This window comes from Streptomyces sp. NPDC048392 (assembly GCF_043200575.1).
Taxonomy (GTDB): domain Bacteria; phylum Actinomycetota; class Actinomycetes; order Streptomycetales; family Streptomycetaceae; genus Streptomyces.
In genome coordinates this window covers 163,916-180,456 of record NZ_JBICYB010000009.1, presented here as the reverse complement: position 1 = coordinate 180,456, position 16,541 = coordinate 163,916, and the positions used below count along the sequence as shown (strand labels likewise).

The window sequence follows — 16,541 nt, the reverse complement described above, 5'->3', positions numbered from 1 at the left end:
CCCGTCGGTAATAAGAAGCAAGCCCGAGCCGGTCATCTGTGACCCGTCACTCGCTACTCTTTGCCGCATGTACGGCTACGACCAGACCGCGGGCCAACAGCAGCAGCAGTACGCCCCGCCGCAGCAGCCGATGTCCGGCGGGTACGGCCAGCAGCCGCCGCTGTACCCCGAGCCGTCCCCGCCCTCGCTCGCGGACGCGGTACGCGCCTTCACCACCGGCCAGATGTCCGCCGAGGACTTCCAGCAGATCTTCGCGACCTCGAAGGTCTACTGCCCGCGCGGCGACAACCCCGGCTTCCTCGCGCTGCACAACACCCAGCAGCCGGTGATCCCGATGTTCACCGGCCTGAAGGAGTTGCGCCGGTACGCGGGCAAGGAGTCGAAGTACTTCGTGATCACCGGCGCGGAGGTGATCGACCTGCTGCCCACCGGCTACGGCTTCGTCCTGGACATGGAGGGCGAACACCGGATGGTGTTCGACGCGAAGGCAGTCGAACAGATGGTCGATTTCGCCATGCGCCGCATGTACGGCTGAACGTGCGGCCCGTCCGCAGTCGTCACCGCGAGCCCGGAGGGAATGCCCTCCGGGCTTTCCCGGTTTGAGGTGACAAGAAGTTCAATTCTCAACTAAAGTGGGGCGCACGCCGCCCGAGGAGGTCGACATGCCTGCCGTGACCGTCGAGAACCCGTTGACGCTGCCCCGCGTATCCGCGCCCGCCGACGCCGTCGCACGTCCCGTGCTCACCGTCACGACCGCGCCCAGCGGTTTCGAGGGCGAGGGCTTCCCGGTGCGCCGCGCGTTCGCCGGGATCAACTACCGCCATCTCGACCCGTTCATCATGATGGACCAGATGGGTGAGGTGGAGTACGCACCAGGCGAGCCCAAGGGCACGCCCTGGCACCCGCACCGCGGCTTCGAGACGGTCACCTACATCGTCGACGGGATCTTCGACCACCAGGACTCCAACGGCGGTGGCGGCACCATCACCAACGGCGACACCCAGTGGATGACGGCGGGCTCGGGCCTGCTGCACATCGAGGCGCCGCCGGAGCAGCTGGTCATGTCCGGCGGGCTCTTCCACGGTCTGCAGCTGTGGGTGAACCTGCCGGCCAAGGACAAGATGATGGCGCCGCGCTACCAGGACATCCGCAGTGGCAGCGTCCAGCTGCTCACCTCCCCCGACGGTGGTGCGCTGCTGCGCGTCATCGCCGGTGAGCTGGACGGTCACGAGGGTCCCGGCATCACGCACACGCCGATCACGATGGTCCACGCGACGCTCGCGCCGGGCGCCGAGGTCACCCTGCCCTGGCGGGAGGACTTCAACGGCCTGGCGTACGTGCTCGCCGGGCGCGGCGCCGTCGGGGTGGACCGGCGTCCGGTCCGGCTCGGCCAGACGGCCGTGTTCGGGGCGGGCTCGTCCGTCACCTTCCGCGCCGACGAGAGGCAGGACTCCAACACGCCCGACCTGGAGATCGTGCTCCTGGGCGGCCGGCCGATCCGTGAGCCCATGGCGCACTACGGTCCGTTCGTCATGAACACCCGCGACGAGCTGCAGCAGGCGTTCGAGGACTTCCAGAAGGGCCGGTTGGGGACGGTCCCTGCGGTGCACGGGATGACCGAGGGCGGTCTGTAGGTCTTCCGGGCGTCGACGGCGGTCGGCGCGTGGCGGTGGTCACCCGGCTGCCGTCCGCGGTGCCGCCCCCGCCGCGATCAGGAGGGCGGCGGTCTCCGGGTGGGGGCCGCCGCTCGCCCATTCCAGGGGGGAGCGGCCGGCGCCGTGATCCTCCCGGAGTCCCGGATCGGCACCGTGCGCCAACAGCTCCCGCACGGTCTCCGTGTGCCCCCAGCACGCCGCCGCGCACAGGGGAGTGCCCTCCGCTCCGATCCCGCTGCTCTCGGCGTCGGGCGAGGCGCCCGCGTCCAGCAGCAGACGCACGATCTCGGTCCTTCCGTTCACGGATGCCTCGTACAGGGGGAGAGTGCCCTCGCTGTCGGACCGCTCGGGGTCGGCACCGGACCGCAGCACCGTCCGCACACGCATGGCGTCGCCCCGCAGAATCCCCTCGAAGAGGTGGCGGGAGAGCTTCTTCCGCTGCCGTTGCTTCATGGACGCGGAGGCTAACGGACGGGAAGCGGTGCGCGCCGGGGGAGTGCTCCGCCGCGCGCGGCCGGGCCTGGCACCGGGTCACCCGGGCGGGCGACCGCGCAGGACAGGCCGCCCGGGGCGTGATCGGCTGGGGGCGTGCAGCTGCTTCCCGGTCCGGTGCGCCGGTTCGCCGCCTGGTGTGTCGTCATCCTGCTCGCCAGCGGTGTCGTCTACGTCGCGATCCGGCTCTGCGTCGAGTTGCGCACCGCGGTGACGCCGGCGCTGCTCGCGCTGCTCGGCACCGCCCTGCTCAGACCGCTGCACCGGCGGCTGGTGAAGGCCCATGTGCAGCGGTCGCTGGCCGCCGGGCTGACCTGCGTCGCCGTGCTGGCCGTGGTCGGCGGGGCGGTGTACATCGTGGTCTCGGCCCTCATCGAGACCGGCGACCAGATCATCGCCTCGCTCCAGCACGCGGCGAAGGGCATCACCGAGCACTTCGGCGCGGCCGGGACCTCGCTGGACGACCTGGCCTCCAACGCGCGCGAGCTGCTGGGCAAGTTCGGCGGTACGGCTGCCTCGGGCGTGGTGACCGGGATCAGCGTCGTCGGCGAGATGCTGGCCATGGCCGTGCTCGCCCTGCTGCTCGTCTTCTTCTTCCTGCGCGACTCCGACCGGGCCGTCGGCACGGTGCGGGCCGTCGCCCCGCCCGGTGGCGCCGACATGGTCGAGGCCATGGCCCGGCGGGCGTTCGGGGCCGTCGAGGGCTTCATGCGGGGCACCACCCTGATCGCCCTCATCGACGCGGTCTGCATCACCGTCGGGCTGCTCGTCCTGCGCGTTCCCGGCGCGGTCGGGCTCGGGGCCCTGGTCTTCGTCGGCGCCTACATCCCGTACCTCGGCGCGTTCATCTCCGGTGCCGTGGCCGTGCTGGTGGCGCTGGCCGACCGGGGGTTCGCCGTCGCGCTGTGGGCCCTCGGCGTGGTGCTGCTCGTGCAGGTGCTGGAGGGGCACGTGCTCCAGCCGATGATCCAGAGCCGGACCGTGCAGATGCACCCGGCTCTCGTGCTGCTGGCGCTCACCGCGGGGGCGTCGGTGGCGGGCATCCTGGGGATGCTCCTCGCCGTTCCCCTGACGGCCGCCGCGTTCGGCATCGTGCACGAACTCCAGCGGCGTTACGCGGAAGTGGAGGCGTCCGGGGGGCCGGAGTCGTCCGGCTCCGGGGCCGCGGACTCGTAGAGCTCGTACCAGATGCTCTTGCCCTCGCCGCGCGGCGAGACGCCCCACGCGTCCGCGAGCAGCTCGATCAGCATCAGCCCGCGTCCGGAGGACGCCATCTCCCCCGGCCGGCGCTTGTGCGGCAGGTCGTCGCCGTGGTCGGTGACCTCCACCCGGATCCGCCGCTGACCCGGCTCCCCGGCGACCTCGGCGACGAGCAGCGCGTCGGTGTCGGTGTGGACCAGGACGTTCGTCAGCATCTCGGAGAGCAGGAGCACCGCCGCGTCCCGCTGCTCCTCGCCCGGCCAGTCGTGCAGCAGGCCGCGCAGATGCTGCCGGGCGGTGGCGATCCGCGCGGGCTCGGCCTGGGCGACCGTCAGCATCGTGCGGCGCACCGGCGCCCGGGCCGCGGTGCTGTCGCCGCAGCCGCAGCCCTCGCCCTGCCGGCACAGCAGCAACAGGGCGATGTCGTCCTCCCGCCGGTCGGCGAGTGGTCCGGTGGTGTGGTGCGAGGAGGGCCCGTGCACGGCCTGGACCAGTGCGTCGGCCAGCTCCTCCAGGCCGCCTTCGTGCTCCTCCAGGATCACGCGCAGGCGGTGCCAGCCGGTCTGCAGGTCGTGACCGCCGGTCTCGACCAGGCCGTCCGTGCACAGCATCAGGGTGTCCCCCGGCTCCAGGGCGAGCCGCGTGGTCGGGTAGTCGGAGTCCGGGTCGATGCCCAGCGGCAGCCCGCCCGCCGTGGCGAGGATCAGCGCCGTTCCGTCCGCCATGCGCACGACCGGGTCGAGATGCCCGGCGCGGGCGCTTTCCACGGTGCCGGTGGCGGGGTCGACCTCGGCGTAGTAGCAGGTCGCGAAGCGAAAGTCGCCGGGGTCGTCCTTCGACTGGGTGAGGCCGTGGAAGAAGTGGGAGGCGCGGGAGAGCACCGCGTCGGGACGGTGACCCTCCGAGGCGTAGGCGCGCAGGGCGATGCGCAACTGGCCCATCAGTCCGGCCGCCCGCACGTCATGCCCCTGCACGTCACCGATGACCAGGGCGAACCGGTCCCCGGGCAGCGGGATCATGTCGTACCAGTCGCCGCCGACCTGGAGGCCGCCGCCGGTGGGGACGTAACGGGCGGCGATGCCCATGCCCGGGATCTCCGGGCCGAGTACGGGCATCATGGAGCGTTGCAGCCCCTCGGTCAGCTCCCGCTGGGTCTCGGCGGCGCCCGCCCGGGACAGGGCCTGGGCCAGCATCCGCGCCACGGTGGTGAGCACGGACCGCTCGTCGGGCGTGAAGGCGACCGGGTAGGTGAAGGCCGCCATCCAGGCGCCCATGGTGCGACCCGCCACGGTCAGGGGCAGGAACGCCCAGGACTGGCGGCCGAAGCGCTCGGCGAGGGGCCAGGCGAGGGGGTAGCGGGACCGGTACTGCCCGCGGGAGGAGAGGTAGACGGCCCTGCCGGTGCGCACCACCTCGGCCGCCGGATAGTCCGTCTCCAGCGGCATGTCGACGAACGGGTTCATGTCGTTCTGGGGCTGCCCATGGTGACCGATGACGGTGATCCGGTCGCCCGAGACCCCGAACACCGCGAGCCCGTCCGGGGAGAAGCCCGGCATCGACAGCCCCGCCGCGACCCGCAGCACCTCCTCGGTGGACCGCGCCTCGGCCAGGGCCCGGCCCGCGTCCAGCAGGAAGGCCTCCCGCGAGCGTCGCCAGTCGCCGGTGACCGCGCTGCGTCCGGCGGGCGTGCCCGGCCTCGGCTCGGTGACCTCCTGGAGGGTGCCGATCAGCTCGTACGCCTTGCGCACGGGGTCGAACGAGGGCTTGGAACGGCTGCGCACCACCCGGACGATGCCGCCCTGCTCGTCCATGATGCGGATCCGGACCTCGGCGAGGGTGCCCTCGGCGACGGCGAGCTGGACCACCCCGGTGATCTCGTTCCAGTCCACCGGATGCAGCCGGGCCCGTACCTGCGCCTCCGTGAGGCGTACCCGTTCCGCGGGCAGCCCGAGCAGGCGGGCGGCCTCCGCGTCCACCGTGACCTCTCCCGCGGCGGTGTCCCAGTGCCACAGTCCGGTCGCGAGAGCGGCGAGGACGTCCCCCACCTCGGGCAGGGGCTCACCAGTGCGCATCTCCCCACTGTAAGAAGAGGTGATCGGACGCGGCCACCGGTCGCCGCGGCGGTCACGGCGAGTCAACGGGGAGGAAGCCGGCTGTGGGCGCCCGGTACGCTGGGGTTGTTTCACGTGAAACGCGAAACGCCATCCCCGATCCACGAAGGCTGGATGAACGACGATGCATCGGTACAGGTCCCACACCTGCGGCGAGCTCCGCTCCTCTGACGTCGGCACCGACGTCCGACTGAGTGGCTGGCTGCACAATCGGCGCGACCTGGGCGGCATCCTCTTCATCGATCTGCGCGATCACCACGGCATCACGCAGCTCGTCGCCCGTCCGGGCACCGAGGCCTACGAGGCACTGGACAGACTGACCAAGGAGTCGACCGTCCGGGTCGACGGCGAGGTCGTCTCCCGGGGAACCGAGAACATCAACCCCGACCTGCCCACCGGCGAGATCGAGGTCGAGGTCGGCGAGGTCGAGCTGCTCGGCGCCGCCCAGCCGCTGCCCTTCACCATCAACACCGAGGACGGGGTCAACGAGGAGCGGCGTCTGGAGTACCGCTTCCTGGACCTGCGCCGCGAGCGGATGCACCGCAACATCATGCTGCGTACGTCGGTCATCTCCTCGATCCGCAGCAAGATGGTCGCCCTCGGCTTCAACGAGATGGCGACGCCCATCCTCACCGCCACCTCCCCCGAGGGCGCACGGGACTTCGTGGTCCCCTCCCGCCTGCACGCGGGCCGCTTCTACGCGCTCCCCCAGGCGCCGCAGCAGTTCAAGCAGCTGCTGATGATCTCCGGCTTCGACCGGTACTTCCAGATCGCGCCCTGCTTCCGGGACGAGGACGCCCGCGCCGACCGCTCGCCGGGCGAGTTCTACCAGCTCGACGTCGAGATGAGCTTCGTCGAGCAGGAGGACGTCTTCCAGCCGGTCGAGCGGCTGATGACGGAGCTGTTCGAGGAGTTCGGCAACGGTCGGCACGTGACGTCGCCGTTCCCGCGCATCCCGTTCCGCGAGGCGATGCTGAAGTACGGCTCGGACAAGCCGGACCTGCGCGCCAAGCTGGAGCTCGTCGACATCACCGACATCTTCGAGGGCTCGGAGTTCAAGGCCTTCGCCGGCAAGCACGTGCGCGCGCTGCCCGTCCCGGACGTCTCGGGCCAGCCCCGCAAGTTCTTCGACCAGCTCGGCGACTACGCCGTCTCGCAGGGCGCCAAGGGTTTGGCCTGGGTGCGCGTCGGCGAGGACGGTGCGCTGACCGGCCCGATCGCGAAGTTCCTCACCGAGGAGAACGTCGCGGAGCTGACCAAGCGGCTCGCCCTGGCCCCCGGCCACGCGGTGTTCTTCGGTGCGGGCGAGTCCGACGAGGTCTCGAAGATCATGGGCGCGGTGCGGGTCGAGGCCGCCAAGCGCGCCGGGCACTTCGAGGAGGACGTCTTCCGGTTCTGCTGGATCGTCGACTTCCCGATGTACGAGAAGGACGAGGAGACGGGGAAGATCGACTTCTCCCACAACCCCTTCTCCATGCCGCAGGGCGGTATGGACGCCCTGGAGAACCAGGACCCGCTGGACGTTCTGGCCTGGCAGTACGACATCGTCTGCAACGGCGTCGAGCTGTCCTCCGGCGCGATCCGGAACCATGAGCCGGAGATCATGCTCAAGGCCTTCGAGATCGCGGGGTACGACGCGGAGACCGTCGAGCGCGAGTTCGCCGGCATGCTGCGCGCGTTCCGTTTCGGCGCCCCGCCGCACGGCGGCATCGCCCCCGGCGTCGACCGCATCGTCATGCTGCTGGCCGACGAGCCCAACATCCGCGAGACGATCGCCTTCCCGCTCAACGGCAACGCCCAGGACCTGATGATGGGCGCCCCCACCGAGCTGGACGAGACCCGGCTGAGGGAGCTGCACCTGACGGTGCGCAAACCGCAGCCGAAGTAGTCCGCCGACGGTACGCACAGGGGCCCGGCGCCGGGAGTGATCTCCGGTGCCGGGCCCCTGCCCTTCTCGTGGCCGTCGGCCGACGGGCGTCGCCCTCGTCGACGACTCGTTCGCCCGCTCCACGGTCACCGGTCCGACGGATCCAGTCGTCGGGTGGTGTCGGAGGCCCTGCTCCCCGGTGGTGGTCCGGGAGCAGCCGCAGCAGTGGCAGGGGCACCGACGGCGGGTCCTGCGCCGAGGTGGCGACCGCCTCTGGCACGGTCCACGTCCACGATCACGCCTACCGCGACGCAAGCCCGCGTTTCGCGTCGGTGCCCAAGACGTGGGCGGGCTTCGTGGCGTACGCGTCCGGGAGCTGACGATTCGCCGTAGCGCTACCGCGCCACGAACTGGGTCAGGATCGCCTGGACCTCGTAGATGTCGACACCCTTGGTGAAGGTCTTCTGGATGGGCGCCTGGGAGCCCGAGAGCCAGATCTTCAGTTCGGCGTCGAGGTCGAAGTGGCCGGCCGTCTCCACCGCGAAGTGCGTGATGCTGCGGTACGGGACCGAGTGGTACTCGGTCTTCTTGCCGGTGATGCCCTGCTTGTCGATCAGGATCAGCCGTCGGTCGGTGAACAGGATGGTGTCGCGGATCAGCAGGTAGGCCGCGTGGATCTGCTCGCCGTGGCCGAGCAGGCGCGCGTACTCCTGCTGCGCCTGGGCCGGGTCGATGCTGTGCGCGTTGCCGAACAGTGCCATGACAGTGGTCCCCCCCCACGTGGTGGTGATCTATGGGAAAACTACCCGCCGGGTGGCTCGTTCGCATCGGTTCGAACGTCCGGATCACGTACCGGTCGTGTCACCGCTGTCCGGGAGCCGCCGTCCTCCGGCAACGTTTGGCGATGTCAACGGAGCACGACCGGGCCCGGGCCCGCAGCATGGCCGCGCGGCCGTGCTCGCGGGCGGATCCTCACCATCGCCGACTCCGGCCGACGATTCTGCGAAGACAACCGCGAGTCGGCGCGGTGCCGACGCCTACGCGAAAGCTCCCCCGACTCGCGCCGGGAGCTACCTTCACGGCGGGGGCGGGTTCGGGGCCCGTCCGGCGCTACCGCGGCTCGCCGCCGAAACGTTCCTTGTACGTCTCCAGGTCCTCGTCCGTCAGCTTGGCGAACAGGACCGGCGGAACGGTGAAGGGGATGCCGGCCGTGACCGTGGTCAGGGCGCGGGCCTCCTCGGGGGTGACCCAGCTCGCCGTGTCGTCCGCGAGGGAGAACGCCTGGCGCATGGCGGCCGAGGACGCCGGGATGAACGGTTCCGAGACCACCGCGTAGAGGTGGATCAGGTTCATCGCCGTGCGCAGGGTGAGGGCGGCGGCGTCCTTGTCGGTCTTGATCTCCAGCCAGGGGGCCTTCTCCTCCAGGTAGGAGTTGCCCGCCGACCACAGGGCGCGCAGCGCCGCGGCGGCCTTGCGGAACTGGAGGGCCTCCATCTGGTTCTCGTACTCCGCGAGGAGCGACGCGGTCTCCTCGCCGAGCCGGGACTCCGCCTCGCCGGGCTCGCCGCCCGCCGGGACCTCTTCGCCGAAGCGCTTCTTCGAGAAGGACAGCACGCGGTTGACGAAGTTGCCGAGGGTGTCGGCCAGGTCCTTGTTCACCGTGGCGGTGAAGTGCTCCCAGGTGAAGGACGAGTCGTCCGACTCCGGGGCGTTGGCGATCAGGAAGTACCGCCAGTAGTCGGCCGGCAGGATGTCCAGGGCCTGGTCGGTGAAGACACCGCGCTTCTGGGACGTGGAGAACTTGCCGCCGTAGTACGTCAGCCAGTTGAACGCCTTGACGTAGTCGACCTTCTTCCAGGGCTCACGGACGCCCAGCTGCGTGGCCGGGAACATCACGGTGTGGAAGGGGACGTTGTCCTTGGCCATGAACTCGGTGTAGCGGACCGGGTTCTCGCCGGTGTCGGCCTCGTACCACCAGGACTTCCAGTCCCGGTGGTCCGGGTCCTGATCCGCCCACTCCTTGGTCGCGCCGATGTACTCGATCGGGGCGTCGAACCAGACGTAGAAGACCTTGCCCTCGGCCGCCAGCTCCGGCCAGGTGTCGGCCGGGACCGGGACGCCCCAGTCCAGGTCACGGGTGATCGCCCGGTCGTGCAGGCCCTCGGTCAGCCACTTGCGGGCGATGGACGCGGCCAGCTGCGGCCACTCCTCCTCGTGCCGGGCCACCCACTCCTCGACCTCGTGCTGCAGCTTCGACTGGAGGAGGAAGAGGTGCTTGGTCTCGCGGACCTCCAGGTCCGTGGAGCCGGAGATCGCCGAGCGCGGGCCGATCAGGTCGGTCGGGTCCAGGACGCGGGTGCAGTTCTCGCACTGGTCGCCGCGGGCCTTGTCGTAGCCGCAGTGGGGGCAGGTGCCCTCCACGTAGCGGTCCGGGAGGAAGCGGCCGTCGGCGGGGCTGTACACCTGGCGGATGGCGCGCTCTTCGATGAACCCGTTCTCGTTGAGCCTGCGGGCGAAGTGCTGGGTGATCTCCACGTTCTGCTGCGAGGAGCTGCGGCCGAAGTAGTCGAACGCGAGGGCGAAGCCGTCGTAGACCGCCTTCTGCGCGTCGTGCGCCTGCGCACAGAACGCGTCGACCGGCAGTCCCTGCTCCTTGGCTGCGAGCTCGGCGGGGGTGCCGTGCTCGTCCGTGGCGCAGATGTAGAGGACGTCGTGACCGCGCTGGCGCAGGTAGCGGGCGTAGACGTCCGCCGGGAGCATGGACCCCACCATGTTGCCCAGGTGCTTGATCCCGTTGATGTACGGAAGGGCGCTGGTGATGAGGTGTCGAGCCATCGGAGGCTGCTCCCAGGTTGATATGTACGGAACCTTGAAATCGTAGCCGACACGGGTGCGCCGCCCGCTTCCCGTTCTACGGGGTGAGAAGCGGGCGGCGCGGGTGTCTGCGGCGGGGCGGGACGGGGGGCTACGGGCGCCAGGCGGCCAGAATGCCCTCGTACAACTCCTTGTCGGTGAGTTCCTTGGGAGTCTCGCCCGCGAGGAAGTGGGAGGCGTTGCCCGTCTTGAGCTTGCGGAGGTAGTCGAAGGCCTTGTTCTCCGGGTCGCCGAAGGCGACGAAGGAGAAGTGGACGTTCGGGTGGTTCGCCGCGGCGTCCGTGAGGGACTGGGTGGCGGGGGTCTTGGCGTCGGGGGCGCCGTCGGTCTGGAAGACCACCAGGGCGGGGGTGCCGGGGGCTTCCTTCCCGTGGTGGGCGAGGACGGCCTCGACGGCGGCGTGGTAGCTGGTGCGGCCCATGCGGCCGAGTGCCGCGTGCAGGTCGTCGATCTTGTTCTCGTGGTCGGTGAGGGTCAGCTCGCCGGTGCCGTCCACTTCCGTGGAGAAGAACGTGACGTGGACCGTGGCCTCCGGGTCCAGGTGGGCGGCGAGCGCGAGGGTCTGCTCGGCGAGGGCCTGGGCGGAGCCGTCCTTGTAGTACGGGCGCATGGAGGCGGAGCGGTCGAGGACCAGGTGGACCTTGGCCCGGGTGCCGGTGAGGTCGTGCTTCCCGAGGGCGGTGGCGGCGGCCTTGTGGGCGGTGGTGAGGCCGGGGGCGTGGGAGCGGAGGCGCGACGCGGTTGCCTCCGGCTGGGGGGTGGCGTCCGGGGACGCCTCGGCTTCGCCTTCGGCGTTCGTGTTCCCACCCGCACCGCCCGTGCCGGTTTCGTCGTCGGGCGCGGGTGGCCCCTGTGGGGGCTCGACGCCGTCGGCGGCTGCGGGTTCCGGGGCGGCGTCCTGGGCGTCCGGGGCCTCCGGGGCCTCGGTCGGCTCGGGCTTCTGCTGCGGCTTGGGCTCCGTCTTGGTCTCGGGCTCCGCCGTGGCTTCGGGCTCCGTCTTGGTCTCGGGCTCCGTCTTGGCCTTGGGTTCTGCCTTGGTCTCGGGTTCTGCCTTGGCCTTGGGCTCCGTCTTGGCCTTGGGCTCCGTCTTGGCCTTGGGCTCAGCCTCGGGTGCCGGTTCCGCCTTGGCTTCCGGTCGAGCCTCGGGTTCCGGTCCAGCCTCGGTTTCCGGCTCCGGGGTCGCCTTGGCCCCCGGCTCCGGGGCGGGATCCGGCTTGGGGTCTGCCTCCGGGTCCGGGGTCGCCTTGGCTTCCGGGTCCGGGGCGGGTTCGGGTTTCGCCTCGGGCTCCGGCTCCGGCTTCGCTTCGGGCTTGGCCTCGGCTTCGGGTCCCCGCGTCTCGGGCTCCGTCTCGGCCTCCGGTTCCGGGGTCTGCGCCGAGGCCGGATCCGGCCGGGTGTCGGTCGGGTCCGTCGGTGTCGGGACCGTGAGGTTGGCGAAGGCGGCCTTGACGAGGTCGTGCTCGTCGGGGGTGGATTCCGAGCGGGGCTCGGGGACCTGCGTAGCCTCCGGCCGGTCCGGAAGCCCGGTCGGCTCCGGGGGTGCGGTGGGCTGGGACGGGAGCTTCGGCTCCGGCGCGGTGACCGGCGGTGCCGTCTCCTGCGTCGCACCCTCCGCCTGGGCGGTCCGTTCTTTGCGTGACCGGCCGAACGTGTTCCGCAGGAGAGTGAGAATGCCCATGTGCGCAACCCTTCGAGTGAGTTGGTGCCGTCAATCCCTGGCCAGGACGGACACGTAAGGTTAGCGGTCCCGACTTGTGATCTTGTGCAGGGTCTGCCACGAACGCACGGACGCGTCAAGGCGGGATCGAGACGCCGCCGCAATTCCCCCACGGCTTCCGCGGGTTCACCCTCCGTTCACCACGGCGCCCGGCTCCCGCACGTATGTGCACCTACGGTCACGCTGACACCAGGGCATGGTGGCCGGGCCGTCCGGTGGGAGGTCCCGACGCCGGGCCGTCCGGTCGGATGCCTCGACGAGCGCCGGCTCCTCCGGCCCGTGGGGCGCCGCGGGGTCGTCGTCCCGGTCATGGCCGGTGGCGCCTGCCGTCCGGGTACCGGAGCCGCCGAGCGCGTTCAGAGCCGGGTGCGCGTCGGCCGGGGCGGGGCGGGCTCGGCGGGGGACTCGGCGGGGGCCCGGCGGTGGCGCAGCAGATGCCCGTACCGGCCCGTGAGCCAGGAGACCAGGGCGACCGTGAGGCCGAGGGCGACCAGGAGCCAGGCGGCCGTGCGCAGGGTTTCGGTGAGCGCGTCGTAGACGGCGCCCGTGGTGGGGCCGTCCACCGGACCGGTGAGTCCGGCGACGGTGAGCCTGCGGCCGACCACGACGGCGAGGGCGAGCAACGCCCCGCCGAGGGCCGTGCCGATCCCGGCGGCCGTGACGGCGCGGCGGCGGCAGGCGGCGAGGACGATGCCGGTGACCGCGAAGACGACGGCCGCCAGCGGCAGCCAGAAGGCGGCGACGTCGAGCACGTGGTAGCCCTTCCTGAGCCGGTCCGCGGCGCGGGCCGGAAGCACGGTGACCTCGGTGTGCCGGACCGGGATGCGCCGGGCGAAGGCCACGTGGTCCTCGGTGAGCCGGTCCCGCACGCGTTCGGTGACGGGGGCCAGGTCGACGGTGACCGCCCGTCCGGCCGCCCCGTCGTCCCGCAGCGCGCGCAGTACGGCGTCGTGGACGGTCCGGTTGGCCGTGTCCCAGCCCTCGTGGAAGGCCTCGGTCCGGGTGAAGGAGCGGGCCGCGTCCCGTACGAAGAGGCGCACGCCGCCGTTCACCGGACCGGCCGCGGCCTCGTCGGCGAGTCCGGCGCGTCCGGCGAGGCCGGCGAATCGGGCGCCCAGGGTGTCGGCGACCGCGTCGCGTACGCCGGGATCGTCGGCGAGCGGCGCCATGGCCGCGACGTACCGTCCGGTGTCGGCCGGCTCGTACATCGCCCAGCCCGCCAGCGTGCCGCACGGCGCGAGCAGGCAGGCGAGGACGATCATGACGGCCGAGAGGGCGCTCCGAAGGCGTGGGAACACCCTCCCAGGCAAACCCCCGCGGTCACGCCGGGCGACCTGCGTGACTGCAGATGGCCCCCCACGACGAGCCGGTCAGGTGGTGCGGGCCGCCCGCGCCTCCTCCGCGTCCTGGTGGGTGCCGTAGTGATAGAGCAGCGCCAACGTCACCGCCGCCGCGAGCAGCAGGGACACGACGACGCAGGTGAACATGGCCACCCCGCTGACCGAGTACAGGAATCCCAGCGCACTGCCCGCGAAGGCCCCCCACAGCACCGCGTGTCCCTCACGCGGCAGCCGCTCGGCCACCGCACGGACCGCGTAGTAGAGGATGACGAACGCGAGCACCGTCATGAAGCCGAAGAACAGGTTCCAGCCGGTGACGGGGCCGCCGCGGCGGCGGATGGCCGCGGCCCAGTAGCCGTAGACCAGGCCGACGGCGAGGGGCATCGCCCACTTCGCCAGCAGGTGTGTGCGCTCGCCGAAGACGTCGGGCGTCGTCCGGCCGGGCGTGCCGGGACCGGTGCGGACGCCGTTGGACGCTCCGCGTGCGGATACCGCGTGAGCCATGAGAGCACTCCTCTCGCCTCGCCCCGTCTACCAGGGCACACCCGGGCACGCGGGCCGGCAAGTCAGGATGCGGGCCGAGGGGGCGCGTGTTTCGCTGTGCCCTGTGAGGGGTCGCGTGCGCGGGCCGGTGCGTGGCCGGTGGGAGTTGTTCGGCGGGCTCGTCCGGGCCGCCGGGCGGGGCGACGCCGTGTCCCGGCACAAGTTGCTGAGCGTGCGCGGCCACAGCGCCGCCTGGCTGGTCCCCCTGGTGATGCTCGTCGGCATCGCCGTGGCCGACGTGGCCACCGACGCGTTCCAGATCATCGCGTGGACCGTCCTCGTCCCGGGCGTGGCCGCCGCGATCTGCGGTGTGCGCAGCACGGCCGTGTTCGGCGTCCTGTCACTGGTGGTCTACGTCCTCGCCGACACCGTCTGGAAGCACCGTGCGGAGACCGGGCTGCCCGGGCTGATGCTCGTCGTCATCGGCGGTGCCGTCGCCACGGTGGTCGCCGCGGTCCGGGTCGGCGGCGAGCGGCGCATGCTGCACATGCGGGACATCGCCGAGACCACGCGCCGTACCGTGCTGCGCTCGCTGCCGGCGGGTTTCGGCGGTCTGGAGCACGCCGCCGCCTACCTTTCCGCGGACAGCGAGGCCCGCGTCGGCGGCGACTTCTACGACATCCAGCCGGGTCCGCACGGCACCCGCGTCCTCCTCGGCGACGTGCAGGGCAAGGGGCTGGGCGCGGTGGACGCGGCCGCCGCGCTGCTCGGCGCCTTCCGCGAGGCCGCGTATCACGAGGCGGACCTCGCCGTGGTCGCCGGACACCTGGAGACCCGCATGCTGCGCCACCGCGCGCACACGGCGGCCCTCGGCCGGTCCGACGGCGACCGGTTCGCCACCGCCGTACTGATCGGCTTCCGCGCCGACCTGCCGGACGCCGTGGAAGTCGTCGTCTTCGGCCACGAGCCGCCCCTGGTGGCCGGCCCGCGCGGCGTCCGCGCCCTGCGGGTGGGCGCCGGTCTGCCGCTGGGCATGAGCGACCTCACCCCTCGCCCCGTCCTGGCCGTCGGCCGCGCGGCGCTCGCCGGGGACGAGACGCTGCTGCTGGTCACCGACGGGGTCACCGAGGCCCGTGATCCCGACGGGTGCTTCTATCGGTACGGCGCGGCCGTCGCCGCCGCCGTCGAGGCCGACCCCGCGAACACCTCGCCGCAGCGGCTGGTGACCCTCGTACGGGACGGCGCCCTGCGGCACTGCCGGGGGCGGCTGACGGACGACACCACGGTCTTCGCGGTCCGCCGGGCGGAGCGCCCGTCGGCGTGGCCGTAGGTCCTGACGCCCTGGAGGCCCCGCCGTGCAGCCGCAGCGGTTACGGTGCTGCCGTACGTGATCGACAGGGGGAGGGGACATGCCCGGAACCGTGCTGCTGCTCGCGGCGTCGCCGGTGGGCCGTGGGTGCCTGGTGGACGCCGCCTCCGTGCTCCCCGTGCTCGCGGCCGTGGCGCCCGGTGTGCTCTCCGGCACCGAGACGGCGAACGTCGTCGAGCTGGCCGATCCGCTGGAGCCGCAGGCCGTCCTCACCCGGCTGCGCGCCGCCGCGGCGGCCCCCGGTCCGCTCACCGTCTACGTCGCCGGGCAGCTCCAGCTGGACCGGCGCCAGCGCCTGCCGCATCTGGCACTGGCCCGCACCACCCCGGCGACCGTCCGCTACACCGCCCTGCCCTGGCACTGGATCCGCGAGGAGCTGCGGCTGCGGCCCAGCGGTGCGACGACGCTGCTGCTCGATCTGCACGCCGACCGGGAGACCTGGCAGTGGCTGCGGGTGAACCCGCTGGACTGCGGGCGCGACAACGCCGTCTACGGTCGCATCGCGCCGCCGCCCGCGCGGCGGACGGTGGCCGTCCCGTCCTACATGCGGGGCGTGGCGACGATCCTGCGCAGCGGGCTCCGGCCGCCGCCGGACCAGCTGCACCAGCAGGCGCTGGCCCGGGCCGCGGCCGACGGCGCGGGCGGTGACGCGGCGGCCGGCGCGGACCTGGTGCTGACGGCTCCGGGTCCGGTGGCGGGCGACCCGCACGCCGTCATCGCCGCCGCCGTGCAGTCCGGGCGGCACGGCGACGCCGACGCGCTCGCCGCCCGGCACGAGCGGGCCGCCGCCCAGGCGCACGGGCCCGCCTCGCAGGACGCGCTGCACTGGAGCGAGGTCCGGGCCGACCTGGCGATGTTCGCGGGGGACCCGGTGCGCAGCTGCCGGGCCTGGCTGGCGGTGGCCGAGATCCGGCTCGCTGCCGGGCAGCCGCCGCAGGCACCCGCCGTGGAGGCGGCCGTCGACCGGGCCCACCATCAGTGGGGGCGCGTTCAGGACACCGGGCGGGCCCGCGAACTGGGCGCGGCGCTCGCCGCGCTGCGCGGCCGCGTGCCGGGCCGGCGCGAGGGCGCGCTGGACCACGTCCAGCGGGAACTGAGCCGGCTCCAGACCCAGGGCTGAGACGACCGGACCCGGCCGGTCGGCCGGGCTGGGCCGGTCGGCCGGGTCGGCCCGGCCGGGGCCGAGAGCGAGGGCGCTTCCTGCACCGGCTCGACGCCGTCGGACGTCCCTAGCGGCTTACGGTCGCCAGGTCGCCCATGGTGGGAGCGGTCTCCCGGGCCGGCGCCGGGGACGGGGCCGGGGAGCCCGCCGTGTCCGTCGGTCCCGCGTTCGCGGCCAGCAGCAGGCCGGCCACGGCCGCGACGGCGGCGGTGAGCGCTCTGGCGTAACGTTCGGCGGTGCGGGTGCGTACGGGCACGGCGTCCTCTGCGGG

General features: G+C 72.3%; 14 protein-coding genes. 6 read left to right on the top strand and 8 right to left on the bottom strand.

The features are described 5' to 3' along the window. The first annotated feature begins 67 nt into the window (after positions 1-67). Together ACGFYH_RS15805 and ACGFYH_RS15800 are read left to right on the top strand one after the other, a co-directional pair. The gene (locus tag ACGFYH_RS15805; protein ID WP_107477858.1) at positions 68-535 is read left to right on the top strand and encodes an SseB family protein; all 468 of its coding nucleotides are present in this window, start codon (positions 68-70) and stop codon (positions 533-535) included. A gap of 127 nt (positions 536-662) precedes the next feature. Continuing rightward, positions 663-1,634 (top strand): pirin family protein, encoded by a 972-nt coding sequence (locus tag ACGFYH_RS15800; RefSeq protein WP_393803691.1) that lies wholly within the window; start codon positions 663-665, stop codon positions 1,632-1,634. 39 nt (positions 1,635-1,673) lie between these two features. On the opposite strand, the gene ACGFYH_RS15795 is transcribed toward ACGFYH_RS15800, so the two are convergent. After that, positions 1,674-2,108, bottom strand: coding sequence for an ankyrin repeat domain-containing protein (locus tag ACGFYH_RS15795; RefSeq protein WP_393803690.1), 435 nt, complete (start codon positions 2,106-2,108; stop codon positions 1,674-1,676). A gap of 135 nt (positions 2,109-2,243) precedes the next feature. Between ACGFYH_RS15795 and ACGFYH_RS15790 the strand changes: the two genes are divergently transcribed. Continuing rightward, entirely contained in the window at positions 2,244-3,323 is a 1,080-nt protein-coding gene (locus tag ACGFYH_RS15790; RefSeq protein WP_393803689.1) for an AI-2E family transporter, read from the top strand. Here ACGFYH_RS15790 and ACGFYH_RS15785 read toward each other — a convergent pair. Beyond that, the gene (locus ACGFYH_RS15785; RefSeq protein WP_393803688.1) at positions 3,260-5,419 is read right to left on the bottom strand and encodes a SpoIIE family protein phosphatase; all 2,160 of its coding nucleotides are present in this window, start codon (positions 5,417-5,419) and stop codon (positions 3,260-3,262) included. The two genes, ACGFYH_RS15790 and ACGFYH_RS15785, sit on opposite strands and share 64 nt — an antisense overlap. Before the next feature lie 163 nt (positions 5,420-5,582). Between ACGFYH_RS15785 and aspS the strand changes: the two genes are divergently transcribed. Then, the gene (aspS, locus tag ACGFYH_RS15780) at positions 5,583-7,346 is read left to right on the top strand and encodes an aspartate--tRNA ligase (protein WP_393803687.1); all 1,764 of its coding nucleotides are present in this window, start codon (positions 5,583-5,585) and stop codon (positions 7,344-7,346) included. A 374-nt stretch (positions 7,347-7,720) separates the two neighbouring features. On the opposite strand, the gene ACGFYH_RS15775 is transcribed toward aspS, so the two are convergent. The 5 genes from ACGFYH_RS15775 to ACGFYH_RS15755 all read right to left on the bottom strand — a co-directional run bounded on the left by ACGFYH_RS15775 (position 7,721) and on the right by ACGFYH_RS15755 (position 13,760). Next, positions 7,721-8,086: a PH domain-containing protein gene (locus ACGFYH_RS15775; protein ID WP_393803686.1), complete on the bottom strand. Its 366-nt coding sequence runs from the start codon at positions 8,084-8,086 to the stop codon at positions 7,721-7,723. Positions 8,087-8,435: 349 nt separating this feature from the next. Continuing rightward, positions 8,436-10,160, bottom strand: a complete 1,725-nt coding sequence (metG, locus tag ACGFYH_RS15770) for a methionine--tRNA ligase (protein WP_393803685.1) — start codon at positions 10,158-10,160, stop codon at positions 8,436-8,438. Positions 10,161-10,290: 130 nt separating this feature from the next. Continuing rightward, positions 10,291-11,877 (bottom strand): VWA domain-containing protein, encoded by a 1,587-nt coding sequence (locus ACGFYH_RS15765; RefSeq protein WP_393803684.1) that lies wholly within the window; start codon positions 11,875-11,877, stop codon positions 10,291-10,293. A 395-nt stretch (positions 11,878-12,272) separates the two neighbouring features. Next, the gene (locus ACGFYH_RS15760; protein WP_393803683.1) at positions 12,273-13,214 is read right to left on the bottom strand and encodes a hypothetical protein; all 942 of its coding nucleotides are present in this window, start codon (positions 13,212-13,214) and stop codon (positions 12,273-12,275) included. A gap of 72 nt (positions 13,215-13,286) precedes the next feature. Continuing rightward, on the bottom strand, positions 13,287-13,760 hold the full coding sequence (locus ACGFYH_RS15755; RefSeq protein WP_393803682.1) for a hypothetical protein: 474 nt from the start codon (positions 13,758-13,760) through the stop codon (positions 13,287-13,289). A gap of 115 nt (positions 13,761-13,875) precedes the next feature. Here ACGFYH_RS15755 and ACGFYH_RS15750 point away from each other — a divergent pair, with 115 nt between their 5' ends. Next, positions 13,876-15,069, top strand: coding sequence for a PP2C family protein-serine/threonine phosphatase (locus ACGFYH_RS15750; protein WP_393803681.1), 1,194 nt, complete (start codon positions 13,876-13,878; stop codon positions 15,067-15,069). A 79-nt stretch (positions 15,070-15,148) separates the two neighbouring features. Beyond that, complete coding sequence (locus ACGFYH_RS15745; protein ID WP_393803680.1) at positions 15,149-16,228, top strand: hypothetical protein; 1,080 nt, start codon at positions 15,149-15,151, stop codon at positions 16,226-16,228. Between the two features lie 109 nt (positions 16,229-16,337). On the opposite strand, the gene ACGFYH_RS15740 is transcribed toward ACGFYH_RS15745, so the two are convergent. Continuing rightward, a complete protein-coding gene (locus tag ACGFYH_RS15740) occupies positions 16,338-16,526 on the bottom strand; it encodes a hypothetical protein (RefSeq protein WP_393803679.1) in 189 nt (62 codons plus the stop codon). Positions 16,527-16,541: the final 15 nt, after the last annotated feature.

Bases quoted from the DNA above. Each gene is read 5' to 3' on its own strand.
- ACGFYH_RS15805 (WP_107477858.1), top strand. From the start codon at position 68: ATGTACGGCTACGACCAGACCGCGGGCCAACAGCAGCAGCAGTACGCC.
- ACGFYH_RS15800 (WP_393803691.1), top strand. From the start codon at position 663: ATGCCTGCCGTGACCGTCGAGAACCCGTTGACGCTGCCCCGCGTATCC.
- ACGFYH_RS15795 (WP_393803690.1), bottom strand. From the start codon at position 2,108: ATGAAGCAACGGCAGCGGAAGAAGCTCTCCCGCCACCTCTTCGAGGGG.
- ACGFYH_RS15785 (WP_393803688.1), bottom strand. From the start codon at position 5,419: ATGCGCACTGGTGAGCCCCTGCCCGAGGTGGGGGACGTCCTCGCCGCT.
- aspS (WP_393803687.1), top strand. From the start codon at position 5,583: ATGCATCGGTACAGGTCCCACACCTGCGGCGAGCTCCGCTCCTCTGAC.
- ACGFYH_RS15775 (WP_393803686.1), bottom strand. From the start codon at position 8,086: ATGGCACTGTTCGGCAACGCGCACAGCATCGACCCGGCCCAGGCGCAG.
- metG (WP_393803685.1), bottom strand. From the start codon at position 10,160: ATGGCTCGACACCTCATCACCAGCGCCCTTCCGTACATCAACGGGATC.
- ACGFYH_RS15765 (WP_393803684.1), bottom strand. From the start codon at position 11,877: ATGGGCATTCTCACTCTCCTGCGGAACACGTTCGGCCGGTCACGCAAA.
- ACGFYH_RS15755 (WP_393803682.1), bottom strand. From the start codon at position 13,760: ATGGCTCACGCGGTATCCGCACGCGGAGCGTCCAACGGCGTCCGCACC.
- ACGFYH_RS15745 (WP_393803680.1), top strand. From the start codon at position 15,149: ATGCCCGGAACCGTGCTGCTGCTCGCGGCGTCGCCGGTGGGCCGTGGG.